We start from the raw sequence: 26,465 nt of genomic DNA, 5'->3' as shown, positions 1-26,465 counted from the left end.
CTTGGGGCGAGAGCACGGAGTGCGGCGGTCCATGCTCCTGCTCGTGCTCGCGGCACCGCGGCTTAGCGACCTGCCGCACTCCGCTCTCACCTTGGAAATCTAGCGGGATCGAAAGACACAAGCGGCTTCAGCCGCGACCGGACACGGCGCGGCGTCGCGGCTGAAGCACTACGCAGCGAAGCCCAACATCGCATTGCGGACCGACGTTGGGCTTCGCCTTCGGCTCAGCCCAACCTACGTCAAGCCTCGGGTAGGGCGGGACTTGTCCCGCCGCATGGGAGCTGCGCGCCTGCGGTGCAGGAAACGATCCGTGTTCATCCGCGCCAATCCGTGGCCGATCACTCCTCCCGCGCGACTCACAACGCCCGATGCACCGCCTCGCCGAACAGCGGCGTGTGGTGGCTGCAGTCGTTGAGGCGCACCACCTCCAGGCCGTCCACGCTGTCGCCTTCCAGCAGGTTCAACGTGGTCGGCGCCTGCCGGAAGCTCCACAGCCGCGACAGCGGCAGGCCCATGATCCGGCACAGCAGCACGCGGTTGACGGCGTCGTGCGCCACCACCAGCAGCGTGTCGCCGGGACCGAGGCCGTCGCAGGCGCGCGCCAGCGCGGGCCAGGCGCGATCGAGCACGTGCTGCAGCGATTCGCCCTCCGGCATCAGCACCTCGTGCGGCGCCTCGCGCCAGGCGCGCATGCGCTCGGGATCGCGCTCGCGGATCTCGCTGGCGAGCAGGCCCTCCCAGGTGCCGTGCGCGATTTCCATCAGCCCGGGATCGAGCGTGAGCGGAATGTCGCGCGCGCCGAGCGCGAGCTCCGCGGTCTGCCGCGCGCGCGACAGCGGCGAGCACACCGCGCGCGCGATCGGGACCTCGCGCAGGCGCGCGCCGAGCGCCTGCGCCTGGCGCAGGCCGACGTCCGACAGCGGAATGTCCACCTGGCCCTGGTAGCGGCCTTCGGCGTTCCAGGGCGTCTCGCCATGACGGGCCAGCAGCACGCGCATCACAGCATCTCCAGCGCGAGCACGCCCGGGATCGCACGCAGCGCGAGCAGTTGCGGCTCGGGAACCGGGCGGTCGACGGTGATCGCCGCCAGCGCCTCGCCATCGCCCTTTGCGCCGAGCGAGAAGTTGACGATGTTGATGCCGGCCGCGCCAAGGTGCGAACCGACCAGGCCGATCATGCCGGGGCGGTCCTCGTTGCGCATCAGCAGCAGGTGCGCCTGCGGGTCGAACTCGATCTCGGCGCCGTCCATGCGCACCACGCGCGGGCCGCGGTGCAGGGTCGCCTCGATCTCGCGCACGTCGCCATTGCCTTCCACGCGCACGCGCAGCAGGCGGTCGAAGCCGTCGCCGTCGCCGCCGACGGTCTCGGCCACGGTCAGACCGCGCGCGGCCGCCTCGTGCAGCGCGTTGACCGGCGTCACCCGGCCGGACGCGGTGCCCAGCAGCGCGGCCACCAGCAGGCGCGTCAGCGGCCGCGTGTCGAGCGCCTCGGTGCGCCCGGCGTAGGTGATCTGCAGGCGCGTCGGCGCGTGCACCAGGCGCGAGGCCAGCCGGCCGAGCGCGGACATCAGCGGCATCCACGGCCCGACCTCGCGCGCGGCCTCGGCCGACAGCGGCGGCAGGTTGACGCAGCCGGCGACCGCGCCGGTCTGCACGAAGTCGAGGATCTGCCGCGCGAGGATGGTGCTGACCGCCTGCTGCGCCTCGCCGGTGGAGGCGCCGAGGTGCGGCGTGAGGATCAGCTTCGGATGCGCGCGCAGCGGCGAGTCGGCCGGCAGCGGCTCGGTGGCGAAGGTGTCGAGCGCGGCACCGGCGAGGTGGCCTTCGTCGAGCAGCTTCAGCAGCGCGGCCTCGTCCACCAGCCCGCCGCGCGCGGCGTTGACGAGGTAGGCGCCGCGCTTCATCGCGCGCAGGCGGGCTTCGCCCAGCAGGTGGGTGGTGTCCTTGGTGCGCGGGATGTGCAGGGTGACGATGTCCGCCCACGCCAGCAGCTCCTCCAGCGGCTTCAGCGGCACGCTGCCCTTGCCGGCGGCGGCTGGCGGCAGGAACGGATCGTGCGCGGCCACTTCCATGCCGATGCCGTGCGCCTTGCGCGCGACCGTGCTGCCGATGCGGCCCAGGCCGATGATGCCCAGCCGCTTGCCTTCCAGCTCGAAGCCGGTCAGGCCGGCCTTCGGCCATTCGCCGGCCTTCATGCCGGCATCGGCGCGCGGCACGTGGCGCGCCAGCGCGAACAGCAGCGCGAGCGCGTGCTCGGCGGCGGCCAGCGTGTTGCCGTCGGGCGCGTTCATCACCGCGATGCCGCGCGCGGTGGCGGCATCGACGTCGATGGTGTCGACGCCGGCGCCGGCGCGGCCGATCACGCGCAGGCGCGGTGCGTCGGCGATCGCCTCCGCGGTGACCTGGGTGGCGGAGCGCACCAGCACGGCGTCGACGCCGGCGAGCGCCTTCGCCAGTTTCGCGGCGTCCTTGATCGGGTCGGACACGACGACCTCCCAGCCCGCGGCGCGGAACAGGGACAGACCGTCTTCGTGGATGCCATCGCAGGCCAGGACTTTCATCGCAGCTCCTCGGGTGGGAAGGGAGCGCGGAAACGCCTGCGAGCCGGCACGACGCCATGCGCCGCCCGTCGGGCGGCAAGCGGCCACCGCGGGGTGGCCTGGATCACAACGCTGGTCGGGAAACGGGGCCGGCTGGCATGGGAATCCGCGACCGGGCCAGCGTAGCAGACGGGCGGCGGCGCACAAGCCGGTTTTTTGCCGCGGATTTGCACGGATGACCACGGATCGACATCTGCAGGACTTCAGCCCCGACCGCGCCACACCCTTGTGGGCGTGCGGCCGAGTACCCGGACCTTGCAGATTCCTGCCGCGCCTGCACGGCGCCGCCGATCGGCAGGTTCGATCCGTGCTCATCCGCGTGGATCCGTGGCCAAAAGAAAGGGGCCGGCGAACCGGCCCCTTCCGCGACGTCAACCTGGGCGGTCAGCGCTTCTTCGGCGCCACGCCCATTTCCTCCAGCAGACGCGGCGCCGGGAAGACCTCCTGCATGATCCAGCGCATGTAGCGCTGGTCGACCGCGATCATGCGGGTCATCTTCGGATCGAACACCCAGTTGGAGCTGACCGACTCCCAGTTGCCGTCGAACGCAAGGCCGACCAGACGGCCGCGCGCGTCGAGCACCGGCGAGCCGGAGTTGCCGCCGGTGATGTCCAGATCCGACAGGAAGTTCACCGGCACCGTGCCGAGGCGGCGATCGGCCAGCCCGCCGTAACGCTTGGCCTTGATCGCATCCAGCAGCGCCTGCGGCGCGTCGAACGGCTCCTCGCCGGTGGCCTTGGCCGCCACTTCCTCGAGCCGCGTGAACGGCTGCTGCTTGCTGCCGTCGAGCTTGGTGTAGCCCGTCACCTGGCCGAAGGTGATGCGCAGCGACGAATTGGCATCCGGGTAGACCGCTTGGCCCCGGCTCTTGCGGTAGTCGGCGACCGCCTTCAGGAACACCGGCCGCGCCACCAGCGCCTCGCCGGTGCGGGTGTCGACCTCGCGTTCGATCTGCAGGACTGCCGGCATGATCGCGACCGCGAACTGCACGGCCGGGTCGTTGCTGGCCTCGAAGCCCTTGCGGTCGGTCTTCAGCAGCGCCATGCGCGCGTCGGCGTTGCCCAGACGCGTCTTCGCCAGCCGGTCGAGCGCGCGCTCGATCGCCTTCTCGTCGCTGCCGCCGAGCCACTTGTCCAGCGCGGGCAGACGCTGCGCCTTGGGCAGCTTCACGTACTGGCGCAGCCAGTACTGCTGCAGCAGACGGTCCATGCGCGGGTGGTAGCGGCGCTCGAACTGCTTCAGGCCGCCTTCGATGGTGGGCAGGTCGCGCTGCTGGTAGCCGGGCTCGCGCTCGGCGTCCGGCTTGGCGCGCTCGATCGCCAGCCGGTAGAGCTGCGTGGCCACGCCCAGCACGCCGGTGTTGCGCAACTGGCCGAACACGAGGTCGCGCTCGCGCGTGGCCTGCGCCTGCCCGCTCAGCGCCACCAGCTTCGCGTGCGCCTCCAGCGCCGGCTTGCCGGCATCGCCCTGCTGGCGCAGCCAGTCGAGCACCGCGGCCTCCTCCTTGCGCTTGGTCTCGCCGGCGCCGATGCGCTTGAAGCCTTCGAGCTGGCCGTCGTAGTTCTTGAGCGTGTTCTGCCAGCCGCGCACGGTGTTGGCGTACTTCACCGCGATGTCGGGATTCTTCTTGCCCTCGGCCTCCACCAGCGCGACCAGGCTCTTGTAGTGCTGACCGACGGTGGGATAGGTCCAGCTCTCGGTGGCGTCGAAATCGGTCGCCAGCGCGTAGCGGTTGGTGTAGCCGGGATAGCCCGCCACCATCACGAAATCGCCCGGACCCAGCGGCCGGTCGGCGATCTTCAGCCACACCTTCGGCCGGTAGGGCACGTTGTCGGGCGAGAAGGCCGCCGGCTTGCCGTCCTTGCCGACGTAGGCGCGATAGAACGCGAAGTCGCCGGTGTGGCGCGGCCACATCCAGTTGTCGATCTCGCCGCCGTAGTTGCCGATGCTGCCGGGCGGCGCGTAGACCAGGCGCACGTCCTTGATCTCGAGGTTGCGGAACAGGCGGTAGGCGGTGCCGCCCATGAAGCTGTAGAGGCGGCAGCGATAGCCCGGCTCGCGTTCGCACTCGGCCACCAACTGCTTCTCGAGCGTCTCCATCGCCTGGGTGCGGGCGTAGGCGTCCGGCGCGCGCGCAATGACGTCCTCCACTTCCTCGGTGACGTCCTGGATCGAATCGAGCGCGTAGATGCGCGCGTTCGGGCCGGCGGAAACCTCCTCCTGCAGCGTGGCGGCGTTGAAGCCGTCGCGCATCAGGTTCTTCTCGGGCGTGGAGTTGAGCTGGATCGCGCCGTACGCGCAGTGGTGGTTGGTCGCCACCAGCCCCTGCGGCGAGACGAAGCTCGCGGTGCAGCCGCCGAGCGAGACCACCGCGCCCATCGGATCGCCGGTGAGATCGGCCAGCTGCTTCGGATCCAGCCGCAGTCCCGCCTTGCGCAGCGGCCCCGCGATCTCCGGCAACTGCTGCGGAACCCACATGCCCTCGCCCGCCATCGCGGGCGTCGGTGCGGCCAATCCGGCCGCGGCGGTCGTCAGCGCGATCGCGCAGGACAACACGGAGTGACGCATGGCTCGCCTCCTTGTCAGGGGAGGCCGAGTCTAGCCCGGCCGTGGGTGCGGCGACCATGACGGAGCGCCCGCCCGGCGATGCCCGGGCGTACGGAACCCGGCGCGTATAATTCCGGCCCTCTCACCCGCAGGTCCGCGGAACTCCCCATGACGCAAACGATGAAGGCGCTGGTGAAGCGCGAGCCGGCCAAGGGCATCTGGATGGAGCAGGTGCCGATCCCGACGCCGGGGCCGAACGAGGTGCTCATCAAGCTCGAGAAGACCGCGATCTGCGGCACGGACCTGCACATCTACCTGTGGGACGAGTGGAGCCAGCGCACCATCAAGCCCGGCCTGGTGATCGGCCACGAATTCGTCGGCCGCATCGTCGAACTCGGCCCGGGCGTCACCGGCTACCGGCTGGGCCAGCGCGTGAGCGCGGAAGGCCACATTGTCTGCGGCCACTGCCGCAACTGCCGCGCCGGCCGCCAGCACCTGTGCCCGAACACGGTCGGCATCGGCGTCAACCGCGACGGCGCGTTCGCCGAGTACATCGTGATGCCGGCCTCCAACCTGTGGCCGATTCCCGACCAGATCCCGAGCGAGCTGGCCGCGTTCTTCGACCCTTACGGCAACGCCGCGCACTGCGCGCTGGAGTTCGACGTGGTCGGCGAGGACGTGCTGATCACCGGCGCCGGCCCGATCGGCATCATCGCCGCCGGCATCTGCAAGCACATCGGCGCGCGCAACGTGGTCGTCACCGACGTCAACGACTACCGCCTGAAACTGGCCGCCGACATGGGCGCCACCCGCGTGGTCAACGTCGCCAACACCTCGCTCAAGGAGGTGATGGCGGATCTGCACATGGAAGGCTTCGACGTCGGCCTGGAGATGAGCGGCAATCCGCGCGCGTTCAACGACATGCTCGACTGCATGTACCACGGCGGCAAGATCGCCATGCTCGGCATCATGCCCAAGGGCGCCGGCGCCGACTGGGACAAGATCATCTTCAAGGGCCTCACCATCCACGGCATCTACGGACGCCGCATGTACGAGACCTGGTACAAGATGACCCAGCTGGTGATGTCCGGCTTCCCGCTGCACAAGGTGCTCACCCACCAGCTTCCGGTCGACGAGTTCCAGAAGGGCTTCGAATTGATGGAATCCGGCAAGGCGGGCAAGGTGGTGTTGAGCTGGAACTGAATCTGAAGCCGGGAATCGGGAATCGGGAATCGGGAATCGGGAATCGGGAATGGGGAATCGGGAATCGTAAAGCGACCTGCTCGCGCGTCCCGCTTCCCTTCCACGGCTCCCTCCCGACGATTCCCGATTCCCTATTCCCCATTCCCGATTCCCGCAGCCATGTCGCTCACCGACCGCTACGCCCACACCCTCGACGAGATCCGGGAAGCCGGCCTGTTCAAGTCCGAGCGCATCATCACCTCGCCGCAGTCGGCCGAGATCACGCTCGCCGACGGCCGCACGGTGCTGAACTTCTGCGCCAACAACTATCTGGGCCTGGCCGACCACCCGGACATCATCGCCGAGGCCAAGAAGGCGCTCGACACCCACGGCTTCGGCATGGCCAGCGTGCGCTTCATCTGCGGCACGCAGGATCTGCACAAGCAGTTGGAAAAGACGATCGCCGACTTCTTCGGCACCGAGGACACCATCCTCTACGCCGCCTGCTTCGACGCCAACGGCGGCCTGTTCGAGCCGCTGCTGGACGAGAACGACGCGATCGTCAGCGATGCGCTCAACCACGCCTCGATCATCGACGGCGTGCGCCTGTGCAAGGCCAGGCGCTACCGCTACGCCAACTGCGACATGGCCGACCTGGAGAAACAGCTCCAGCAGGCGAAGGGCGACGGCGCGCGCACGATCATGATCACCACCGACGGCGTGTTCTCGATGGACGGCTTCATCGCGCCGCTCGACGAGATCACCCGGCTGGCGCGGCAGTACGGCGCGCTGGTGCACATCGACGAATGCCACGCCACCGGCTTCCTCGGCGCGACCGGCCGCGGCTCGGCCGAAGTGAAGGGGGTGATGGACCGCATCGACATCTTCACCGGCACGCTCGGCAAGGCGATGGGCGGCGCGCTCGGCGGTTTCACCACCGCGCGGCGAGAGATCGTCGAGATGCTGCGCCAGCGCTCGCGTCCGTACCTGTTCTCCAACTCGCTGCCGCCGCACGTCGTGGCTGCCGGCATCAAGGCGTTCCAGATGCTGTCCGAGGCCGGCGAGCTGCGCGAACGGCTGGCGCAGAACACCCGCTACTTCCGCGAGCGCATGACCGCCGCCGGCTTCGACATCAAGCCGGGCGTGCATCCGATCGTGCCGGTCATGCTGTACGACGCACCGCTGGCGCAGCGCTTCGCCGAGCGCTTGCTGGAGGAAGGCATCTACGCGATCGGCTTCTTCTTCCCGGTGGTGCCGAAGGGACAGGCGCGCATCCGCACGCAGATGAGCGCGGCGCACACGCGCGAGCACCTCGACCGCGCGATCGACGCCTTCACCCGCATCGGCCGCGAACTGGGCGTGCTGAAGGCCTGAGCCGATGCGGCCGGCGCTGCGACGGCTGATGCTGCTCGCGGCGCACACCGACGCGCAGGCGGCGCTCGCCGATGGTCTGTGGACCACGCGCTGCCTGCATTGCCGCCGCACGCTGCGACTGCGCGCCGACGGCGAGCCGATCGGCGCGACTTCGCTGGAGCACGTGATCCCGCGCGCCTGGTTCGGCCGGCGCGCGGCGGCCGCGCTTACCGCGCGGGTCGGCGACGTGCCGGACGATGCACGCAACCTCGCCCTCGCCTGCGCGCGCTGCAATCAGGACAAGGGCAAGGGTCCGGACGCGCGCGGCCCGTCGGACGCACGCGCGTTCGCGGTGGTGGCGACGCTGCTGGAGGCGCGGCTGGCGCGTTGGCGCCCGCCTCCCGCCTGCGACCGCGGGGACGCCGCGCTCAGCGGCCGCGACGGCTGACGGCCGCCGTCGGCGCGTCGGCCGAGTCCGCGTCCCTGGGCTTGCCGGTCGCCACGCGGATGCCGCGCGCCTTCATCCAGGCGTCGAAATCATCGGCGGTCATCCGTTTGCCGCCCTGGGTCATGTCGAAGCGCTGTGCGGCGGGCGCCGATGCAGGCTCCACGCGCGTGCTGCGCCGCTTGCGTGCAGCCACGACTTCCGCACCTTCGAACCGCAGCGGTGAAACGATGGCGGTTCGTTCGTCCGTACGATCGAAGCGGGCGGCCATAGCAGCCGGCTGCGTGGACGACACCATCCCCAACGACAGCGCGAGGGCTGCCATCCCCATGACGCTCATACCAATTCCCCTCAGACCTGCCCCCCCTGGTCCGGCCTGAAGTCTGGCAGCGCCGTGCGTCGCACGCGCGGGCGCACGTGTGCCTGGGCGCACGGTTCCGGAAAGCGTCCGGGGTGGGATTACGGTTCTGTGACCGTTTGCTGCTGGCTCGACAGTAGGCGGACCTCGTCGGCCGTCAGCCGCCGCCAGCGCCCCTTGACCAGATCGCCCAGCGCGAGCGGACCGATCGCCACCCGCACCAGCCGCAGCACCTCGAGTCCGCACGCCTCCATCAGACGCCGGATCTGCCGGTTGCGCCCCTCGTCGAGCACGACCTCGATCCAGGCCGTGCGGCCGCCGCTGCGCAGCAGCTGCGCACGCTTGGCGCGCAGCCATTCGCCGTCGCAGTCGATGCCAGCCTGCAGGTGCGCGAGCAGCGTCTCGTCGGGCACGCGGTCGATCTGCACGTGGTAGGTCTTGTCGGGGCCGCGGGCGGGGTCGGTGATCGCCGCCGCCCATTCCGGGTCGTTGGAGAACAGCAGCAGGCCCTCGCTCGCGCGGTCCAGACGTCCCACCGGCGCGAGCCACGGCAGGCCGGCGCCGTCGAAACAGCGGTAGACGGTGTCGCGCCCCCGCTCGTCGCGCGCGGTGGTGACCAGGCCGCGCGGCTTGTTGAGCATGAGGTGGACGCGTTCGGCGGGATCGAGCGGCCGGCCGTCGATGCGGATGCCGGCGCGTTCGCGCGCGCCGATCGGGAATTCGGGATCGCGCACCACGCGGCCGTCGACGCTGACACGCCCAGCCGCGATCCAGCGCGACGCCTCCGCGCGCGAGCACACGCCCGCCTTCGACAGCACGCGCGCGAGGCCGTGCCGCGGCCCGCGCCGCGCGGCGCCGGGCACCGCGCTTACTTCTTCTCGGGGGTCGGCGCCGGAGCGGGGGCCGGCGTGGTCGCCGCCGGCGCGCCCTTGGCGACCCGCACGCCGCGCGCCTTCATCCAGGCATCGAACTCGTCGGCGGTCATGCGCTTGCCGCCCTGGCTCATGTCGAAGCGCCACGGGGTGTTGTCGTACTGGGTCTGCGGCTTGTAGGCGGCAGGATCGCTGGCCAGCGGCGCGGCGCCGGGCGCGGCGGACGGCAGCGCCTTGGCGACGTTCTGGCAGCCTTCGATACGCAGCCGCAGCAGAACGCGATCGACCGACAGGGCCTCGTCGTAGGCCTGCGCGAGCACGCCGCTCGGCGATCCCAGCGGGTGCGCGGGGGCGACCAGCTCGGGCGCGACCGGCGCCGCCATCGCCGGCTCCACCACGGCCGCGGCCGCGTTGGCCGCCGCCAGGTTCGCGCACTGCACCGTCTGCGCGTGCGCCGTACCGGCCGCCGCGCCCAAGGCCAGAGCCAGGATGATCCGCATGAGTCCGCCCTCCGGTTGCTGCGCGGCAGTGTAGGCGCGCATTCGGCGGCCGCTCAACCTCCCGGACGCGGCGCGCCGCGGCAAGCTGAACCGCCGTCACGGCCGCCGGCTCGCAGCCGTCCGCCTTCGGGCCCGGAAAAACGAAGCCCGGCCGGAGCCGGGCTTCGTCGAGGGCCGTAGCGCCCGCTTACTGCTGCACGTTCAGCTCGGTGCGGCGGTTCTTGGCGCGGCCTTCCGGATTGTCCGAACCGTCCGGATTCTCGTTCGGCGCGATCGGGCGGCTCTCGCCGTAACCCACCGGGCCGACCAGACGCGAAGCGTCGATGCCGTTGCTGGTCAGGTAGTCGTACACCGCCTGCGCACGGCGCTCCGACAGCTTCTGGTTGTACGCGTCGGTGCCCTTCGAGTCGGTGTGACCGGCCACCTCCACCCGCAGCTCCGGATAGCGCTTCAGGATCTCCACCGCCTCGTTGAGGATCGCGATCGCGTCCGGACGCAGCGTCGACTTGTCGTAGTCGAAGTTCACGCCCTTCAGGTCGATCGTCACCGGCACCGGGCAGCCGTCCGGACCGATCGTCTGACCGGCCTGCGAACCCGGGCACTTGTCGTCGCAGTTGTTCACGCCGTCGCCGTCGTCGTCCTTGTCCGCGCAGCTCGGCTGCGGCGCCGGCGCGGGCTCGGCCGGCGCGGCCGGCTCCGGTCCCAGCGGCACCACCACGCCCACCGACGCCAGCACGTCGCCGAAGCGGTCCTCATCCGGCGCCGCCACGCTCGAATCGTCGAAGTCCACCCGGTACGCCAGCTCGGTGCGGATGCCCACCCGGCCCAGGTCGCCCTGCAGGCCCAGACCCAGCTTCGCCGCCAGGTTGCCGTCCTCACGCTCGCCCGGCGAGGTCGGCGACGGAATCACGAACTCCTCCTCCGAACGCTGGTAGCCCAGACCCATCAGCAGGTACGGATTCCAGTTGCGCCCGTCCTGCACGAAGTGACGGCGCAGGTCCACCGACGCGCCGTACTGGCTCCACAGCAGATTCTGGTTGGCGTCGAACTTCGGGTTCTGGTAGTTCAGCTCGAAGTCCAGCGACCACGTCGGGCTCAGGTGCTTGCCGAACCCCAGCGCCGCGAACGGCGCGTTGCGCGTGCCGCGCGCGTTGTCCTGCACGTTGAAGCCGGCCGCGCCGGTCAGATACCAGCGATCGTCGAAATCCTGCGCGCTGGCGATCTGGGCGAAGCCCAGGCCGGCAAGCAGCGCGGTGCTCAGCAGACGAGTCTTCATTCGCTTCACTCCTTGGGTTTCCGGAAATTCGGGGCACGGCTCGAACGCACGTGGCAGCGGCCGTTCAGCGCCCGCGGGCGCCGGTCATGAACGCTGGCCGGGCCGATCATACACGTTCAGCTTTGTCGTTAATAGCGCTTAACAAGCACGGCGAGGGCAGGCGCCCGGCGGCCGGAAAAAACGAAGCCCGGCCGGAGCCGGGCTTCGTCGAGGGCCGTAGCGCCCGCTTACTGCTGCACGTTCAGCTCGGTGCGGCGGTTCTTGGCGCGGCCTTCCGGATTGTCCGAACCGTCCGGATTCTCGTTCGGCGCGATCGGGCGGCTCTCGCCGTAACCCACCGGGCCGACCAGACGCGAAGCGTCGATGCCGTTGCTGGTCAGGTAGTCGTACACCGCCTGCGCACGGCGCTCCGACAGCTTCTGGTTGTACGCGTCGGTGCCCTTCGAGTCGGTGTGACCGGCCACCTCCACCCGCAGCTCCGGATAGCGCTTCAGGATCTCCACCGCCTCGTTGAGGATCGCGATCGCGTCCGGACGCAGCGTCGACTTGTCGTAGTCGAAGTTCACGCCCTTCAGGTCGATCGTCACCGGCACCGGGCAGCCGTCCGGACCGATCGTCTGACCGGCCTGCGAACCCGGGCACTTGTCGTCGCAGTTGTTCACGCCGTCGCCGTCGTCGTCCTTGTCCGCGCAGCTCGGCTGCGGCGCCGGCGCGGGCTCGGCCGGCGCGGCCGGCTCCGGTCCCAGCGGCACCACCACGCCCACCGACGCCAGCACGTCGCCGAAGCGGTCCTCATCCGGCGCCGCCACGCTCGAATCGTCGAAGTCCACCCGGTACGCCAGCTCGGTGCGGATGCCCACCCGGCCCAGGTCGCCCTGCAGGCCCAGACCCAGCTTCGCCGCCAGGTTGCCGTCCTCACGCTCGCCCGGCGAGGTCGGCGACGGAATCACGAACTCCTCCTCCGAACGCTGGTAGCCCAGACCCATCAGCAGGTACGGATTCCAGTTGCGCCCGTCCTGCACGAAGTGACGGCGCAGGTCCACCGACGCGCCGTACTGGCTCCACAGCAGATTCTGGTTGGCGTCGAACTTCGGGTTCTGGTAGTTCAGCTCGAAGTCCAGCGACCACGTCGGGCTCAGGTGCTTGCCGAACCCCAGCGCCGCGAACGGCGCGTTGCGCGTGCCGCGCGCGTTGTCCTGCACGTTGAAGCCGGCCGCGCCGGTCAGATACCAGCGATCGTCGAAATCCTGCGCGCTCGCGGCCTGGGCGACACCCAGTCCCGCCAGCAGGGCGGCGCAGAGGAGCTTCTTGTTCATAAAGCCTTCTCCTTTGGATAGATGTCCGAAACGCGCCTGTGCGTGTTTCTGACGCTCGAAACGGAAGCTGAGCGACGGCGGCAGACTAGGTTTTGCTATGTGAAAGCGGTGTTAACCGGGTCCTAACGATTCAGGGCGCCGGCCGCGTTGCCGGCGCCCGCGTCACCCGTGGTTCAGCCGTGCAGAAGCGCCATGAATTCGGTGATCGGCAGGGCCTCGAGCTGCTCCGGCGCGTTGGCCAGCGCCAGCAGGCGGTCGGCCTTGTCGGCCGGCAGCCTGGCCCGGATCGCGGCCTCGAACTTGGCCATCAGCACCGGGATGCCCTCGGCGCGGCGGCGGCGGTGGCCGATCGGGTAGTCGATCGACACCTTCTCGGTCGAGCTGCCGTCCTTGAAGAACACCTGCACCGCGTTGCCGATGTAGCGCTTGTCGGGGTCGAAGTAATCCTTGGTGAACTGCGGGTTCTCGCGCACCACCATCTTCTCGCGCAGGGCGTCGATGCGCGGGTCGGCGGCGACGGCGTCGGTGTAGTCGTCGGCGGTCAGGCGGCCGAAGATCAGCGGCACGGCGACCATGTACTGGATGCAGTGGTCGCGGTCGGCGTAGTTCGCGAGCGGGCCGGTCTTGTCGATGATGCGCACGCCGGCTTCCTGGGTCTCGATCTCGATCCGCTCGATCTGGTCGAGCCGGTCCTTGACCTGCGGGTGCAGCTTCATCGCGCACTCGACCGCGGTCTGCGCGTGGAACTCGGCCGGGAAGCTGATCTTGAACAGCACGTTCTCCATCACGTAGCTGCCGAACGGGCGCTCGAACTCGAAGCTCTTGCCCTTGAACGCGACGTCGTAGAAGCCCCAGGTCTTGGCGCTGAGCACGCTCGGATAGCCGACCTCGCCCTTGATGGCGTTGAGCGCATGGGTCACCGCGCGACGGCAGGCGTCGCCGGCCGCCCAGCTCTTGCGCGGGCCGGTGTTCGGGGCGTGGCGGTAGGTACGCAGCACGCCGTTGTCGGCCCAACTGTGGGAGACGGCGTTGACGATCTGATCCTTGTCGCCGCCGAGCATGCGGGTGGTGACGGCGGTGGACGCCAGCCGGACCAGGATCACGTGGTCGAGGCCGACGCGGTTGTACGAGTTCTTGAGCGCGTAGCAGCCCTGGATCTCGTGCGCCTTGATCGCATGGCCGAGCACGTCGCGCACGGTCATCGCCTTGCCGCCTTCGGCTTCGGCCTTGCGGCCGAGGTAGTCGGCGACGGCGAGGATCGCGCCGAGGTTGTCGGACGGATGACCCCACTCGGCGGCCAGCCAGGTGTCGTTGAAGTCGAGCCAGCGGATCTGCACGCCGATGTTGTAGGCGCCCTGCACCGGGTCGAGCTCGTAGGCGGTGAACGGCACGCGCGCGCCGCCCTTCATCTCCGCGCCGGGCACCACCGGACCCAGATGCTTCACGCACGCCGGGTGATCCATCGCCAGCGCCGCGCACGCCAGCGAGTCGAGCAGCATGTAACGCGCGGTGTCGTAGGCCTCCTTCGACTCGATCGTGTGATCGACCACGTAGTTGGCGATGTCGACCATCGGCTGGTCGGGATCGGGACGGGCGGCGGAGCGGAGGTCGTAGTGGCTCATGACGGCTCGGGTGGGGTGGACAAAGTCCCCTATTCTGCCAGACGCTCCAGGCCGGACCGTGGCGGTCAGTCGAAGCGCAGGCCCTCCTGTTCGCCCTTGATGCCCGCCTCCGCCATCGCGTCGACCAGCGCCGCGAGCGTCGACGGAAGCGCCAGCCCACGCAGGCGTTCCAGTTCGGCGCGGTCGTAATCGCCGAGCGGTTTGTGGCGCGGAAGCGCGCGCAGATCCTCGGGCCCCATCCGCCATGGCTCCCACGGCAGGCCGGCGCTCTGCCACAACGAGGCGATCGCCAGCGCGATGCGGACCCCGGCGGGGTCCGGGTCGCAGGCCACGAGCAGCGGCGCCGTCGCATGGCGCAAGAGCGTCGCCACCGCCTCACGCCACCAGGTAGGGGCGAACCCGGGCAGCCACAGAACACCATCACGCGCGCCGTGGGCACGCGCGGCCTGTTCGAAGCTGGTGCGGTTCTCGACCACGCGCCAGCATCCGATCGATGCGTCGATGCGATCGACCTGCGCGACCGTCGCAGGCGTGAGGGCGACCACATCGGGCAGCAGCGCGAGGTCGATCGACCCGCCAGGCAGATGCAGCCTCAGCGGTGCCCGCAGCCAGAGACCGGGAGTATGGGCATCGATGCCGAGCGTGGAGAGGCCGAGCGTCTCGTCGAGCCACTGCCACTCGCTCTCGCCCACCGCCTTGGTGTCGCCGCGCGCGAACTGCGCGAACTGGCGCCGCGTCCCCTGCCGCCCCTCGCGCAACCAGCGGTCGAGCGCATGCAACAGCTCCAATCGACGCAGCGCGTGTTGCTGCGGCCTGTCCGCGAGGCTGTCGGCCAGCGCCGGCAGGCGGGGATCGGCGAACTGCCACCGCCGCAGCGCCGTCATCCGGTCCTGGAGCACGTCGGGATCGGGTCGCCCCAGCAACGTCTCCAACTTCTGCCGATCGCGCCAGCGCAGTTCCCACGGCTCCCAGCCGCGCCGCGGTTCGCGTCGGACCTCGAGCTCGGCCCACCCGGCCGCGAGCAGGTCTTCGATCAGCCGGAACACCCGCCCCATCCGCGCGTTGCCGGCCAGACGCGTCAGCGTCGCCCAGCGTCGCACGGGCGCCTGAGCGCGCAGCCAGTCCAAGGCCAGCTCACGCTGTTCGCTCGGCCAGCCGCCGACCATGCGTTCCGCATCCGGCGCCGGCTCGTCGCGATGCAACAGCAGCCGCCGATGCGAGGCACTGCGGCCCCGCAGCGGCGTGGCACGCACGCCATGCGCCCCCAGCGTCCGCAGCAGCTCGTCGATCACGCCGCCGTGGCCTCCTCGCGCTGGCGCTCGCGCTTGAGCACCGCCACCGGCTCGGCCCAGGCCTGGCCGGGGCGGCGCTTGCTGGTGGCGAGCACGAGGTCGGAGGGCTCGAACACGTTGAGGTTGTGCGTGATCGGCGTGGTGAGGATGTACTGCGCGTCGGTCGCGCGCAGGAAGCGGCCGACCTTCTCGATGTTGAACACGTCCAGGTGCGCGAACGGCTCGTCGATGAAGACGAAGCCGCCGGGCTGGTCCTCGTCGCGCAGCAGCGCGACCAGCAGCAGCAGCGACTTCATCACCTGCTGGCCGCCGGAGGCCTCGCCGTCGTCGAGCCCGATCCAGCCCTTGCGGTCGAAGTCGAAGCGCACGGTGAGGCCGGCCTGGGCGAGCGCAAGATCGTCGTTGGCCAGTTCCGGCAGCTCGACGTCGACGCCGATGCCGGCCAGTTCGCCGAGCGCGGCGAGGTTCTTGCGATACCGCCGCACGGTGGCGCGCAGCACGTTGATGTAGGCGCCGCGCGCTTCCTCGGTGATGCGCCTGGCGCGCTCGAGGTGGGCTTCGCGCTTGCGCAGGGTCGCCTGCAGACCGTCGTGGTCGGCGGCGATCTTGTCGCGCAGCGCCACGCAGGCATCGTCGAGCACGTACTGGCCGTCGGCGAGCCTGTGTTCGAGACGCTCCAGCTCGCGGCGCACCGCCGCGGCGCTCTCGAACTCGGCGCGGACCGCTTCGCAGGCTTCGCGCGTGCGCCACGCGGGCGGCATCGGCGCACGCTTGCGGCGCAGTTCGAGGATGCGCTGGACCAGCGTGCGGCGCTCGGCGTCGATCTGCCGCGCCTGCTCGTCGATCTCGCGTCGCAGCGCGGCGATCTCGCCCTCGCGGCGCGCGGCGGCGATGCCCTCGGCCTTGTCCTGCTCCACCAGCGCGTCGCGCGCGGCCTGCGCCTGCGCGAGCGCGGCGCCGGCCTGGGCGACGGCGGCCTGCAGCTCGGGCAGGCGCGCTTCGGCATCGGCGAACTCGGCCGCGCGCGTCACCAGTTCCTGTGCGGCGTCGAGTCCGAGCAGGCGCGTCTGGTCGGCGTCGAGCCGCTGGCGCAGGTGCTGCAGCTCCTCCTCGCGGGCGCGGGCGCGCTCGGCGAGTTTGCTCTGTTCCGCACGCAGTTCCGCCAGCCGCGCCTGACGCGCGCCGGCACCGAAGTGCTGCTGGTGGCCGCCGATGTGGCGCCCGCCGCGGTGTTCGCGCAGGTAGCCCTTGAGCGTGATCCAGTCCTGCCCCTTCGGCAGGCGGCTGCCTTCCTCGACGTCCTCCACGCGCTGGATGCGGTCGAGCTGGCGCGGCAGCCAGGCCGGCGGATCGGCGGCGAACCGCACCACCTCCAGCAGCGAGCCGCGGGTGGGCGTGCCCACCGGCGCGCGTTCGGCGACGACGAAGTGGCGGTACTGCATCGACTCGCCCAGCCGCCACGCCGCGCGCGCGTGGCTCGGATCCTCGAGCACGATCAGGTGGCGGTACGGCGCGAGCACCGCCTCGACCGCCACCGCCCAGCGCGGATCGGCGATCTCCACCAGCTCGGTCAGCACACGGTGCGCGATGCCCTCGCCATCGAGCGCGGCGCGGAACTCGCGCTCGAACGGCTCCACCAGCCGTCCGCCGCTGCCGAGCGTGGCGATCTGCGAAGCGAGCTCCTCGCCGCGACGGCGGTCGTGCTCGGCCTCCAGCTTCAGTTCGGCCTGCCGGCGGCGCGCGTCCTCGATGCGGCGGGTCAGCGCCTCGACGTCCACCTTGCCGCGCTCGGCCTGCATCTGCGCCAGCCGCGTGCGGCGTTCGAGCAGGCGCTCGGCGTCGCGGGCGGCGTCGCGCGCCGCGGTGAACGCGGCCTCGTAGTCGCGCACCTGTTGGCGGGCCGCTTCGAGCTCGGCGCGCAACGCCTCGCGCAGCGCGGCGGCACCGGCATCGGCCTCGCGCAGCGCGTCGAGGCGCTGCCGGCGTTCGCGCTGCGCGCGCCGCAGGCCGGTCAGGCGCGGGCGCATGCCGTCCAGCGTCGCGCGCAGGTCGGCCAGTTCCAGCCGGGGCAGCAGTTCCGCCTCCAGCCGCTGGCGTTCGCCGCGCAGCGCCATGCCCTCCTCGTACGAGCGCACGTCGGCCTGCGCCGCCTGCAGGCGCACGTGCAGGGCGTCGAGGTCGTGGCGGAGCTGGCCGATCTCCTTCTCGACGTCGAACTGCTCGTTGCGCGCGCGCTGGTAGTCGTCCAGGACCGCCTTGTCCTCGAACACGTCGAACACGAGCTGCAGCAGTTCGCGCGGCGAGAGCTGGCACAGCTTGTCGGTCGCGCCCTGCTCCAGCGTCAGCACGCGGCAGATGGCGCGGCTGAGGCCGGCGGCCGCCAGCCGCACGCGGTAGTCGCGCACGCCGAGCCACTCGCCGCTGCCCTGCTCCAGCGCCTCGACCCCGACGTCGCCGGCGGCGATCTGGTATTCGCGCGTCCATTCGCCGCCGCGCTTGCGGATGCGGCAGGCGAGCGTGACCTGCGCGTCCATGCACGGGAAGAACGCGCGCTTGCCGCGGCGGTCGACCGGATTGCTGACCACCGCACGCAGCCAGGCGTAGGGCTTGCCGTTGTGGCGCAGGTAGGTCTTGTAGTCGCGCGCGGTGTCGCGGTCCTCGATCGCCAGCAGCGTGCGCAACGCGTCCAGCAGCGTGGTCTTGCCCGAGCCGTTGGGACCGACCACGGTGATGACCGAGGCGTCCAGCGGAAGCTGGAAGCGCTGCCAGTAGTCCCAGTGCACCAGTTCCAGGCTGCGGAACTCAAACATCGGTTGCGGTCTCCATGGACTCGGCGTCTTCCGCCGCGTCCGCCTTCGCCTCGCGCGCCTGCGCGACGACGAACGCGAGCGCGCCGTCCATCACCCGGCTGGCCATGCGCTCGTAATCGAACGCCAGGTCGAGCAGCGGGCCTTCGTGGATGCGCTCCTTGCGGCGGACGATGAAGCCGTGCCGCTGCAGCGTGCCGAGCGCGAGGTTGAGGCGGGTCTTGCCGCCGAGCTTGTCGCCGAAGTCGGCCAGCAGCGTGCGCTCGTTGACCGGCTCGACCACCTCCGCGCCGACCGGCACCGGCTTGAGCTCGGCGAACATCTGCGCCTGGTCCTGAGCGGCCTCGGTCTGCTGGCGCGCGATCTGGCGCTGGCGCTTGGGCAGCACCAGCAGCGCCCACAGCACGACCAGCAGCGCCATCGCATCGCGGTCGAGCTGCAGGTTGCTGGCCGCCCAGCCGCGCGCGCCGCCGAACACGTCGTGCTCCTGCGCGCGGGCGATGCCGAGCGCGACGTGCGCGGCGAACGGGTGTTCGAGCAGACGCAGGCCGGCGGCGGCCAGGCGGCGGTCGAGATCGTCGCGCAGCTCGGCATCCACCAGCACCGCGCGCACCGCGGCGTCCTCGCGCGGCAGCCAGCGCTCGGCGAGCAGCCGCGCGATCAGGGAAGCGATGGGGTCGGTCATGCGGTTTCCGCGGGTTCGTCGGTGGCGGCGGGGTGCGGCGCGGGCGGGCGGTTGGTCTTGCGGCCCGACCGCTTCGCTTGGTCATTCCCGCGCAAGCGGGAGTCCATGGACGTGGCCTTCGTCCGCCGGCGTGCCGGGGCGGGATCGACGTCCAAGGGTCCCCGCTTTCGCTGGGACGACGACACCGGGGGCGCCTCGGGTCCGGCGGCATCGATCCCGTCGCGGCCGGACGCGTCGGCGCCGCGCGGCGCCAGCCAGCCGCGGCTCATCGCGGCGACGCCCGCGCGGTGCACCTCTTCCAGTTCGGGCGCGACGTGCCAGCGCAGCGGCAGTTGCGCGATCGCGGCGCTGACGCCGCTGCGGTTCTCCGCACCCGGATCGCCGATCAGGCCGAGCAGCGAGAGCCGGTAGGCGCTCTGCGCGAAGCCGTCCTGCGGCACCCAGTCGGCGAGCGGCGCCTCGGCGTCGAGCGCGGCCAACTGCGCCAGCCACTGCTCGGCGTGGCGGTAATCCTGTTCGGCCAGCGGCACCGCGGCATCGGTCGGCGCGGCCTGCGGCGGCGGCAGCGAGGCGTCCTCCTGCGCCTCGCGCTCGCGTTCCACCAGTTCGTACTCGGCGATGTCGAGCGCGATCGGCGCCAGCACGAACGCCGGCTGCAGCGTGCGCGCGAACGCGTCCTCGGCGAGCGCGGCGAGCGCGTCGGCTTCGAGCGCGCGCAGGTAACGGTTGACGTCCGACGAGGACAGTCCGCTGGCGCCGAGGTGCACGCGGTGGCGGTCGAGCTGGTTGAGCGCGCGCTGGAACACGGAGGCCTGCCGCAGCATCGCGCTCTGCGCACGGCCGATCTGCTGGGCGACACGGTGGGTGGCGGCGTCGAGCTCGCCGTCGGCGGCGATCGCCTGCACGATCGCGGTGCCCTTCTCGACCCAGCGCCAGACCGACTGCAGGGTGGCCGCGGCGCGCTGGATGCGGTGTTCGGAGCCGCTCAACACGGCGTCGTCGAAATCCTCGCGCAGCTCGTTGAGGCGCGAGAGCAGGTGCTGCAGGTCGGACGCGCCGACGCGCCCGGCCGCCTGCCCGGCGGCAAGCTGCGCGGTGACGTACGCCAGTTCGTCGCCTTCCTGGTTGAACTGCAGCAGCAGGCCGATCGCCGACAGCGCCTGCCGTCCCACCGGGCTGATGCGGTAGCGCTGGCTGCCGCCGTCCCACAGCAGCAGGCCGTTGTCGCGCAGGCGGTCGAGCACGGTGCCGAACTTGGTGGGTTCGAGGTAGGCGAAGTGCTCGCGCAGCTCGTGCGGCGACCAGTCCGGCGCCTCGCCGCGCGCGCCGATCGTGCGCAGCACCAGCAGCCGCACCAGCACGCTCTCCTCGCCGCCATGGAACAGCGTGGAGAACGCACGCAGCAGCTCGCGCGCGGTCAGCAGCGGGTGCAGGTCCGGCAGGTCGGCGGCGACGATGCCGTCGCGCAGGTAGTCCTGCAGGGAGAGGGACGCGTCGTCCATGGAGGGGTACGGCTCGGGGCCGGCCATGGTGGGCGAGCGCGCCGGTGGAGGCAACCCGTCGCGACGGTTGCGCGGCGGGCGCGTTCACGGCATCGTCCGCGCTTCCGTACGGCTGCGTATGCCCATGACCCCGCACCCGCGCTTCCCGCACCTGTTCGCCCCGCTCGACCTCGGCTTCTGCACCCTGCCCAACCGCGTGCTGATGGGCTCGATGCACACCGGGCTGGAAGACCGCGCGGCGGATTTCCCGAAGCTCGCGGCCTATTTCGCCGAGCGTGCGGCCGGCGGCGTCGGGCTGATGGTCACGGGCGGCTTCGCGCCGAACATCGAGGGCTGGCTCAAGCCGTTCAGCGGCACCCTGTCGTGGCCGTGGCAGGTGCGAAGGCACCGGCAGGTGACGCGTGCGGTGCACGAACACGGCGGGCGCATCTGCCTGCAGATCCTGCACGCGGGCCGCTACGCGTACCACCCGCTGCAGGTAGCGCCGTCGAAGCTCAAGGCGCCGATCAACCCGTTCACGCCGCGCGCGCTGACCGCACGCGGCATCGAGCGCCAGATCCGCGCCTTCGTGCGCAGCGCGCAGCTCGCGCGCGAGGCCGGCTACGACGGCGTCGAAGTGATGGGCTCGGAAGGCTACCTGCTCAACCAGTTCACCGTGCCGCGCACCAACCGGCGCACCGACGCGTGGGGCGGCGATGCCGCGCAGCGCATGCGTTTCGCGGTGGAGATCGTGCGCCGCATCCGCGAGGCGTGCGGCCCCGATTTCATCCTGATCTACCGGCTCTCGCTGCTCGATCTGGTCGACGACGGCAACGCATGGGACGAGGTGGTGATGCAGGCGCGCGCGGTGGAAGCGGCCGGCGCGACGATCATCAACTCGGGCATCGGCTGGCACGAGGCGCGCGTGCCGACGATCGCGACCTCGGTGCCGCGCGCGGCGTTCGCCGGCGTCACCGCGCGCATCCGCACGGAAGTGCGCGTGCCGGTGGTGGCGACCAACCGCATCAACATGCCGGAGGTGGCCGAGCAGGTGCTCGCCGCGGGCCACGCCGACATGGTGTCGATGGCGCGCCCGCTGCTGGCCGACCCCGACTGGGTGAACAAGGCGCGCGCCGGCCGCGTGGAGGCGATCAACACCTGCATCGCCTGCAACCAGGCCTGCCTGGACCACGTGTTCCAGAACCGGCGCGCCAGTTGCCTGGTCAACCCGCGCGCCTGTCACGAGACCGAACTGGCGCACGCGCCGACGACGATGCCGAAGCGGATCGCGGTGGTCGGCGCGGGGCCGGCGGGCCTCGCCTGCGCCACCGTCGCCGCCGCACGCGGCCACCGGGTGACGCTGTTCGAGGCGGCGGAGGACATCGGCGGGCAGTTCAACCTCGCCCGCCGCATCCCGGGCAAGGAGGAATTCGCCGAGACGCTGCGCTATTTCCGCCATCGCCTCGCCGAAACCGGCGTCGAGGTGCGGTTGAACACGCGTGCGGATGCCGACGACCTGGCCGGTTTCGACGAGGTCGTGATCGCCACCGGCATCGTGCCGCGCAGGGTCGACTTTCCCGGCGCAGACCATCCGAAGGTCTGCGGCTACATCGACGTGCTCACCAAGCGGGTGGTGCCCGGACGGCGGGTCGCCATCGTCGGCGCGGGCGGGATCGGCTTCGACGTCGCGGAGTTCCTCGTGCACGAGGGCGATTCGCCGTCGCTGGACGGTGCGCGCTGGCGCGCCGAATGGGGCGTGGACGTCGGCTACACCGACCGCCGCGGCGGTCTGGTGCCGCCGCGGCCGGAGCCGCCCGCGCGCGAGGTCTGGCTGCTGCAGCGCTCGCCCGGCAAGCCCGGCGCGCGGCTGGGCAAGACGACCGGCTGGATCCACCGCGCCACGCTCAAGGCCAAGGGCGTGACGATGCTGGGCGGGGTGAGCTACCTCGGCGTCAGCGACGCCGGCTTCGCCATCCGCACCGAGGCCGGCGAGCAGGTGCTGCCGGTGGATCACGTGGTGATCTGCGCCGGGCAGGAACCGCACCGCCCGCTGGCGGAGGCGCTGGCCGGCCGCGGCGTGCCGGTGCACGTGGTCGGCGGTGCCGACGTGGCCGCCGAGCTCGACGCCAAGCGCGCGATCGATCAGGCCAGCCGCCTGGCTGCCCGCCTCTGAGCCGACCGCCTGTCGGCTCGCCAGGCAGCGAGACGCACGGAAAACCGCTTCCCCGGCAGGCATTTGCGCGCCGCAGCAGAAGGCGGTTCGAACAAAAACAGGCACTTAGCGACAAGGCATTCAGCCACCGTTCGGTTTGGTGAGGCTACGGTGCGCCCGCCTCCGGCCGGCCCCGCCCGCCGGAGCCCCGGCCGGATCGTCCGGCCCCGTGAACGCCGCCGGCCCCCGAGCGCCGGCCCGCACGGCCCACGACAGGGATTGCCGCGAATCCTTCGCACCGGTCCGGCCCGACGGCCGACCGCAATCAAGACGCCGGAGCGCTTGCCTCGGCCCTCACGGGCCCCGCGGCAGGCTGCGCCGGCGCGATGAAGCCGGCAGGGGCGTCCCTGCCTGCAAGGAGTCCGACATGAAACTGGCCTGGATCCTGTGGCTCGCCTCGGTGCTGCCGCCGCAAACCGCCGATTCGCTCTGCCTGAGCACCACCGTCTATCTGGAAGCGCGCGACCAGTCCGTCCGCGGCCAGCGCGCGGTCGCCGAAGTGGCCCTGCGCCGCCGCGACAGCGGCCTGTGGGGCGACACGGTCTGCGACGTGGTCACCGCCGAGAAGCAGTTCGCGCCGACTCTGGTCTCGCCGCGCACCCGCCTGAGCAACGCCGAAGCCTGGGCGGAGGCGGTCACCATCGCGCTCGAAGCGCAACGCAACTGGGCGCTGCCGCCGGATCAGCGCGAGGAAGTCGTACCCGGCGCCAGCCACTTCGCCGCCCATTCGATCGCGCGTCCCTCCTGGCGCAACGCCTACCGCGTGGCGGTGATCGGCGACCACACGTTCTACGCCGTGCAGCCGCTGACGCCGCGGCGGTCGTGAGCCGACCGCCGAAAGCTCAGCGCGGCGCCACGTCGGAAAGCGTGGGCGCCCACGACGCCAGCACGTCCGCCGCAGGCGCGTCGTAGAACTCGGTGTACGCGCACCGCCTGCACGTCGCGGTGGTGAACCAGCGCGTCTCCACCTCCGCGAGAGCGGCCAGCGGATTGGACGGCAGCGCCGCCTCGCCCAGCCGGCCCTCGCCATGCGCGCAGCGGGGACACGCCCAGCGCGAAGGGTGTGCACGATCACCCATGAACAGGCTCATTCCCGAAGCATCCAAGCAGCCGTGACGCAGTGTCGCACACCCGCAAAAACGTCTTCGGCCGGCTTCCCCTGCATCCGCAGGGGGAGGAGTAGAGGCGGCTCGCCCTGAGCCTGTCGAAGGCGGGCGCACGGCCTGCCATCCTTCCGCGTACCGGTCGATTCCCGCGTCACCCCCTCCCGGCCTCCCCCTGCATCCGCAGGGAGAGGAGGAGAGGCCGCTCGTCCTCGGCGCGCCGCGAGGGCGCGGCGCGGGGCTGTCAGCGACCGTCGTCGCGCCAGTGGCGCGACATCTCGAGGTAGGTGAACGACGCCGACCAGGTGATCAGCAGCAGCCCGGTGAGCGCCTGGCTGCCGGAGAGGAACCGGATCGGGCCCACCGGCGCGAGATCGCCGAAGCCGACCGTGGTGAAGGTGATGGCGGACAGATAGACCGCGTCGAACAGACCGACCTCGTGCGCGCCGGCGATGTCGCCGGTGCCCTCGACCGCCATCAGACCCCAGTACGCGAAGCCGAACAGCCAGATCTCGACCACGTGCAGCGCCAGCAGGCCGAAGATCATCTTCAGCACGGTGCGGCGCGAGGGCCGTTCGCGCCGCGTGCCGAACCGCCGCCCCAGCGCGGTGAGGCCCTCGTAATGCACCGCGACCGCGAGCGCCACGCCCACCAGCGTGACGCCCACGACCAGCGAAGCGGGGCCCAGCGGCGGCATCAGCGTCGATCGATCGGCACGTACTCGCGGTCTTCCGGGCCGATGTAGTTCGCGCTCGGGCGGATGATCTTGCCGTCCTGGCGCTGCTCGATCACGTGCGCGCTCCAGCCGGTGGTGCGCGCGATCACGAACAGCGGCGTGAACATCGGCGTCGGGATGCCCATCATGTGATAGGCCGAGGCGCTGTACCAGTCGAGGTTCGGGAACATCTTCTTGAGGTCCCACATCAGCGTCTCGATGCGCTCGCTGACGTCGAACAGCGTCGGGTTGCCGCCCTCCGCGCAGAGCCTGCGCGAGATCTCCTTGATGATCGGGTTGCGCGGATCGCCCACGGTGTACACGGGGTGGCCGAAGCCGATGATGATCTCCTTGCGCTCGACGCGCGCGCGGATGTCGGCCTCCGCCTCGTCGGCGCTGCGGTAGCGGGCGATGATGTCCATCGCCACCTCGTTGGCGCCGCCGTGCTTCGGACCGCGCAGCGCGCCGATCGCGCCGGTGATGCACGAATGCAGGTCGCTGCCGGTGCCGGCGATCACGCGCGCGGTGAACGTCGAGGCGTTGAATTCGTGCTCGGCGTACAGGATCAGCGACTTGTCGAGCGAATCGGCATGAAGCTGCGACGGCGGCTCGCCGTGCAGCAGGTGCAGGAAGTGGGCGGCGACGCTGTCGTCGTCGGTTTCGACGTCGATCCGGCGGCCGTTGCGGGTGAAGTGCCACCAGTACAGCAGCATCGAACCGAAGCTGGCGATCAGGCGGTCGGCGATGTCGCGCGCCTCCGCCTCCGGATGGCCCTCGCGCTCCGGCAGCACGGTGCCGAGCACCGAGCATCCGGTGCGCAGCACGTCCATCGGATGCGCGTTGGCCGGCACCAGCTCCAGCGCCTCCTGCACGATCGCGGGCAGCCCGCGCAGGCGCTTCAGCTTGGTCTTGTACGCGGCGAGCTGCGAGCGGTTCGGCAGGACGCCATGCACCAGCAGGTGGGCGACCTCCTCGAACGTCGCCTGGGTCGCGAGGTCCTTGATGTCGTAGCCGCGGTAGTGCAGATCGTTGCCGCTGCGGCCGACCGTGCACAACGCGGTATTGCCCGCGGCGGTGCCGCTGAGCGCGACGGACTTCTTGGCCTTCGGAAGCACCTGCTGGGTTTCGGACATGGCGTTCGGTTCCTCTGGTAGGCGGGCACGCGCGCGGCGTCAGCCCTTCTGCTTGAACAGCGCGTCGAGCTTGCGCTCGTAGTCGTGGTAGCCGATGCGCTCGTAAAGCTCCTCGCGCGTCTGCATGAGGTCGAGCACGTTCTTCTGATGGCCGTCGCGGCGGATGGCGGTGTACACCGCCTCGGCCGCCTTGTTCATCGCGCGGAATGCGGACAGCGGGTAGAGCTGGATCGCCACGCCCACCGAAGCGAGCTCCTCGCGGGTGAACAGCGGCGTCTTGCCGAATTCGGTGATGTTGGCGAGCACCGGCACCTTCACCGCCTCGACGAAGCGGCGGTAGGTGTCGAGGTCGTAGGCGGCCTCGGCGAAGACGCCGTCGGCGCCGGCCTCCACGCACGCCAGCGCGCGCTCGATCGCCGCGTCCACGCCTTCCACGGCGATGGCGTCGGTGCGCGCGATCAGGAAGAACGCCGGATCGGTTTTGGCATCGGCCGCGGCCTTGACGCGGTCGACCATCTCGCCTTTCGAGACGATCTCCTTGCCCGGGCGATGGCCGCAGCGCTTGGCGCCGACCTGGTCCTCGATGTGGCAGGCCGCCGCGCCGGCCTTGATCAGCGACTTCACCGTGCGCTCGATGTTGAACGCGCTCGGGCCGAAGCCGGTGTCGATGTCGACCAGCAGCGGCAGATCGCAGACGTCGGTGATCCGGCGCACGTCGATCAGCACGTCCTCGAGCGTGCTGATGCCGAGATCCGGCAGGCCGAGCGAACCGGCGGCGACGCCGCCGCCGGACAGGTAGATCGCGCGATAACCGGCGCGTTTGGCCAGCAGGGCGTGGTTGGCGTTGATCGCGCCGATCACCTGCAGAGGTTTCTCGGCGGCCAGGGCCTCGCGGAATCGCGCGCCGGGGGTCGATGTCATGCTCTTGGCGGCTTGGGTGGGGCCGTCATTCTACCCTCAGCCGCAT

At 71.0% G+C, this 26,465-nt stretch carries 22 protein-coding genes; 5 read left to right on the top strand and 17 right to left on the bottom strand.

Annotation, left to right across the window (positions count from 1 at the left end; translation table 11 throughout):
• Positions 1-356 precede the first annotated feature (356 nt).
• The 3 genes from FQY64_RS06245 to FQY64_RS06235 form a co-directional block, all read right to left on the bottom strand.
• On the bottom strand, positions 357-998 hold the full coding sequence (locus tag FQY64_RS06245) for a histidine phosphatase family protein (RefSeq protein WP_146472998.1): 642 nt from the start codon (positions 996-998) through the stop codon (positions 357-359).
• On the bottom strand, positions 998-2,560 hold the full coding sequence (serA, locus tag FQY64_RS06240; protein ID WP_186760874.1) for a phosphoglycerate dehydrogenase: 1,563 nt from the start codon (positions 2,558-2,560) through the stop codon (positions 998-1,000). Before serA ends, FQY64_RS06245 begins: the two co-directional genes overlap by 1 nt.
• Positions 2,561-2,983: 423 nt before the next feature.
• Positions 2,984-5,077, bottom strand: coding sequence for a S46 family peptidase (locus FQY64_RS06235; protein WP_186760876.1), 2,094 nt, complete (start codon positions 5,075-5,077; stop codon positions 2,984-2,986).
• Between the two features lie 237 nt (positions 5,078-5,314).
• Between FQY64_RS06235 and tdh the strand changes: the two genes are divergently transcribed.
• The 3 genes from tdh to FQY64_RS06220 all read left to right on the top strand — a co-directional run bounded on the left by tdh (position 5,315) and on the right by FQY64_RS06220 (position 8,129).
• The gene (gene tdh / locus FQY64_RS06230) at positions 5,315-6,349 is read left to right on the top strand and encodes an L-threonine 3-dehydrogenase (protein ID WP_186760873.1); all 1,035 of its coding nucleotides are present in this window, start codon (positions 5,315-5,317) and stop codon (positions 6,347-6,349) included.
• Positions 6,350-6,508: 159 nt separating this feature from the next.
• Entirely contained in the window at positions 6,509-7,702 is a 1,194-nt protein-coding gene (gene kbl / locus FQY64_RS06225) for a glycine C-acetyltransferase (protein WP_146472992.1), read from the top strand.
• Positions 7,703-7,706: 4 nt separating this feature from the next.
• Positions 7,707-8,129: an HNH endonuclease gene (locus tag FQY64_RS06220; protein WP_146472990.1), complete on the top strand. Its 423-nt coding sequence runs from the start codon at positions 7,707-7,709 to the stop codon at positions 8,127-8,129.
• On the opposite strand, the gene FQY64_RS06215 is transcribed toward FQY64_RS06220, so the two are convergent.
• The 10 genes from FQY64_RS06215 to FQY64_RS14735 all read right to left on the bottom strand — a co-directional run bounded on the left by FQY64_RS06215 (position 8,110) and on the right by FQY64_RS14735 (position 20,356).
• Positions 8,110-8,466 (bottom strand): hypothetical protein, encoded by a 357-nt coding sequence (locus FQY64_RS06215; RefSeq protein ID WP_146472988.1) that lies wholly within the window; start codon positions 8,464-8,466, stop codon positions 8,110-8,112. The two genes, FQY64_RS06220 and FQY64_RS06215, sit on opposite strands and share 20 nt — an antisense overlap.
• 119 nt (positions 8,467-8,585) lie before the next feature.
• Positions 8,586-9,446, bottom strand: a complete 861-nt coding sequence (locus FQY64_RS06210; protein ID WP_186760875.1) for a pseudouridine synthase — start codon at positions 9,444-9,446, stop codon at positions 8,586-8,588.
• Positions 9,353-9,856, bottom strand: a complete 504-nt coding sequence (locus FQY64_RS06205; protein ID WP_146472984.1) for a hypothetical protein — start codon at positions 9,854-9,856, stop codon at positions 9,353-9,355. Before FQY64_RS06205 ends, FQY64_RS06210 begins: the two co-directional genes overlap by 94 nt.
• Positions 9,857-10,043: 187 nt before the next feature.
• Complete coding sequence (locus FQY64_RS06200; RefSeq protein ID WP_146472982.1) at positions 10,044-11,132, bottom strand: OmpA family protein; 1,089 nt, start codon at positions 11,130-11,132, stop codon at positions 10,044-10,046.
• Positions 11,133-11,359: 227 nt separating this feature from the next.
• Entirely contained in the window at positions 11,360-12,448 is a 1,089-nt protein-coding gene (locus tag FQY64_RS06195) for an OmpA family protein (RefSeq protein WP_146472980.1), read from the bottom strand.
• Positions 12,449-12,621: 173 nt separating this feature from the next.
• The gene (locus FQY64_RS06190) at positions 12,622-14,070 is read right to left on the bottom strand and encodes a bifunctional 2-methylcitrate dehydratase/aconitate hydratase (protein ID WP_146472978.1); all 1,449 of its coding nucleotides are present in this window, start codon (positions 14,068-14,070) and stop codon (positions 12,622-12,624) included.
• 65 nt (positions 14,071-14,135) lie between these two features.
• Positions 14,136-15,362, bottom strand: coding sequence for a DUF2399 domain-containing protein (locus FQY64_RS06185; RefSeq protein WP_146472976.1), 1,227 nt, complete (start codon positions 15,360-15,362; stop codon positions 14,136-14,138).
• Positions 15,359-18,172 carry an ATP-binding protein gene (locus FQY64_RS06180; RefSeq protein ID WP_146472974.1) on the bottom strand — a complete coding sequence of 938 codons (2,814 nt, stop codon included), beginning with the start codon at positions 18,170-18,172 and terminating at the stop codon, positions 15,359-15,361. The genes FQY64_RS06185 and FQY64_RS06180 overlap by 4 nt, the downstream gene beginning before the upstream one ends.
• The gene (locus tag FQY64_RS06175) at positions 18,165-18,854 is read right to left on the bottom strand and encodes a hypothetical protein (RefSeq protein ID WP_146472972.1); all 690 of its coding nucleotides are present in this window, start codon (positions 18,852-18,854) and stop codon (positions 18,165-18,167) included. Before FQY64_RS06175 ends, FQY64_RS06180 begins: the two co-directional genes overlap by 8 nt.
• A complete protein-coding gene (locus FQY64_RS14735) occupies positions 18,851-20,356 on the bottom strand; it encodes a hypothetical protein (RefSeq protein ID WP_186760872.1) in 1,506 nt (501 codons plus the stop codon). Before FQY64_RS14735 ends, FQY64_RS06175 begins: the two co-directional genes overlap by 4 nt.
• Before the next feature lie 124 nt (positions 20,357-20,480).
• Here FQY64_RS14735 and FQY64_RS06165 point away from each other — a divergent pair, with 124 nt between their 5' ends.
• Together FQY64_RS06165 and FQY64_RS06160 are read left to right on the top strand one after the other, a co-directional pair.
• Positions 20,481-22,508 carry an NADPH-dependent 2,4-dienoyl-CoA reductase gene (locus FQY64_RS06165; RefSeq protein ID WP_229814975.1) on the top strand — a complete coding sequence of 676 codons (2,028 nt, stop codon included), beginning with the start codon at positions 20,481-20,483 and terminating at the stop codon, positions 22,506-22,508.
• A gap of 406 nt (positions 22,509-22,914) precedes the next feature.
• The gene (locus FQY64_RS06160; RefSeq protein WP_146472968.1) at positions 22,915-23,373 is read left to right on the top strand and encodes a cell wall hydrolase; all 459 of its coding nucleotides are present in this window, start codon (positions 22,915-22,917) and stop codon (positions 23,371-23,373) included.
• A 16-nt stretch (positions 23,374-23,389) separates the two neighbouring features.
• Here FQY64_RS06160 and FQY64_RS06155 read toward each other — a convergent pair whose 3' ends face one another.
• The 4 genes from FQY64_RS06155 to prpB all read right to left on the bottom strand — a co-directional run bounded on the left by FQY64_RS06155 (position 23,390) and on the right by prpB (position 26,419).
• The gene (locus FQY64_RS06155) at positions 23,390-23,626 is read right to left on the bottom strand and encodes a zinc ribbon domain-containing protein (protein WP_186760871.1); all 237 of its coding nucleotides are present in this window, start codon (positions 23,624-23,626) and stop codon (positions 23,390-23,392) included.
• Positions 23,627-23,894: 268 nt separating this feature from the next.
• Positions 23,895-24,347 (bottom strand): potassium channel family protein, encoded by a 453-nt coding sequence (locus FQY64_RS06150; RefSeq protein ID WP_146472964.1) that lies wholly within the window; start codon positions 24,345-24,347, stop codon positions 23,895-23,897.
• Complete coding sequence (gene prpC, locus FQY64_RS06145; protein ID WP_146472962.1) at positions 24,347-25,498, bottom strand: bifunctional 2-methylcitrate synthase/citrate synthase; 1,152 nt, start codon at positions 25,496-25,498, stop codon at positions 24,347-24,349. Before prpC ends, FQY64_RS06150 begins: the two co-directional genes overlap by 1 nt.
• 39 nt (positions 25,499-25,537) lie before the next feature.
• Positions 25,538-26,419 (bottom strand): methylisocitrate lyase, encoded by an 882-nt coding sequence (gene prpB / locus FQY64_RS06140; RefSeq protein WP_146472960.1) that lies wholly within the window; start codon positions 26,417-26,419, stop codon positions 25,538-25,540.
• Between the last annotated feature and the right edge of the window lie 46 nt (positions 26,420-26,465).

This window comes from Vulcaniibacterium thermophilum (genome assembly GCF_007923255.1).
In the GTDB taxonomy this organism is placed as follows: Bacteria; Pseudomonadota; Gammaproteobacteria; order Xanthomonadales; family Xanthomonadaceae; genus Lysobacter_F; species Lysobacter_F thermophilum.
Note: the sequence above shows the minus strand (reverse complement) of the source record. Positions and strands in the feature narration are given on the sequence as shown.

Coding starts and splice junctions, on each gene's coding strand:
- FQY64_RS06220 (WP_146472990.1), top strand. CDS start 7,707: ATGCGGCCGGCGCTGCGACGGCTGATGCTGCTCGCGGCGCACACCGAC.
- FQY64_RS06180 (WP_146472974.1), bottom strand. CDS start 18,172: ATGTTTGAGTTCCGCAGCCTGGAACTGGTGCACTGGGACTACTGGCAG.
- FQY64_RS06205 (WP_146472984.1), bottom strand. CDS start 9,856: ATGCGGATCATCCTGGCTCTGGCCTTGGGCGCGGCGGCCGGTACGGCG.
- FQY64_RS06160 (WP_146472968.1), top strand. CDS start 22,915: ATGAAACTGGCCTGGATCCTGTGGCTCGCCTCGGTGCTGCCGCCGCAA.
- kbl (WP_146472992.1), top strand. CDS start 6,509: ATGTCGCTCACCGACCGCTACGCCCACACCCTCGACGAGATCCGGGAA.
- serA (WP_186760874.1), bottom strand. CDS start 2,560: ATGAAAGTCCTGGCCTGCGATGGCATCCACGAAGACGGTCTGTCCCTG.
- FQY64_RS06155 (WP_186760871.1), bottom strand. CDS start 23,626: ATGGGTGATCGTGCACACCCTTCGCGCTGGGCGTGTCCCCGCTGCGCG.
- FQY64_RS06195 (WP_146472980.1), bottom strand. CDS start 12,448: ATGAACAAGAAGCTCCTCTGCGCCGCCCTGCTGGCGGGACTGGGTGTC.
- FQY64_RS06245 (WP_146472998.1), bottom strand. CDS start 998: ATGCGCGTGCTGCTGGCCCGTCATGGCGAGACGCCCTGGAACGCCGAA.
- FQY64_RS06150 (WP_146472964.1), bottom strand. CDS start 24,347: ATGCCGCCGCTGGGCCCCGCTTCGCTGGTCGTGGGCGTCACGCTGGTG.
- FQY64_RS06200 (WP_146472982.1), bottom strand. CDS start 11,132: ATGAAGACTCGTCTGCTGAGCACCGCGCTGCTTGCCGGCCTGGGCTTC.
- FQY64_RS14735 (WP_186760872.1), bottom strand. CDS start 20,356: ATGGACGACGCGTCCCTCTCCCTGCAGGACTACCTGCGCGACGGCATC.
- tdh (WP_186760873.1), top strand. CDS start 5,315: ATGACGCAAACGATGAAGGCGCTGGTGAAGCGCGAGCCGGCCAAGGGC.
- FQY64_RS06175 (WP_146472972.1), bottom strand. CDS start 18,854: ATGACCGACCCCATCGCTTCCCTGATCGCGCGGCTGCTCGCCGAGCGC.
- FQY64_RS06235 (WP_186760876.1), bottom strand. CDS start 5,077: ATGTGGGTTCCGCAGCAGTTGCCGGAGATCGCGGGGCCGCTGCGCAAG.
- FQY64_RS06215 (WP_146472988.1), bottom strand. CDS start 8,466: ATGAGCGTCATGGGGATGGCAGCCCTCGCGCTGTCGTTGGGGATGGTG.
- FQY64_RS06165 (WP_229814975.1), top strand. CDS start 20,481: ATGACCCCGCACCCGCGCTTCCCGCACCTGTTCGCCCCGCTCGACCTC.
- FQY64_RS06190 (WP_146472978.1), bottom strand. CDS start 14,070: ATGAGCCACTACGACCTCCGCTCCGCCGCCCGTCCCGATCCCGACCAG.
- prpC (WP_146472962.1), bottom strand. CDS start 25,498: ATGTCCGAAACCCAGCAGGTGCTTCCGAAGGCCAAGAAGTCCGTCGCG.
- prpB (WP_146472960.1), bottom strand. CDS start 26,419: ATGACATCGACCCCCGGCGCGCGATTCCGCGAGGCCCTGGCCGCCGAG.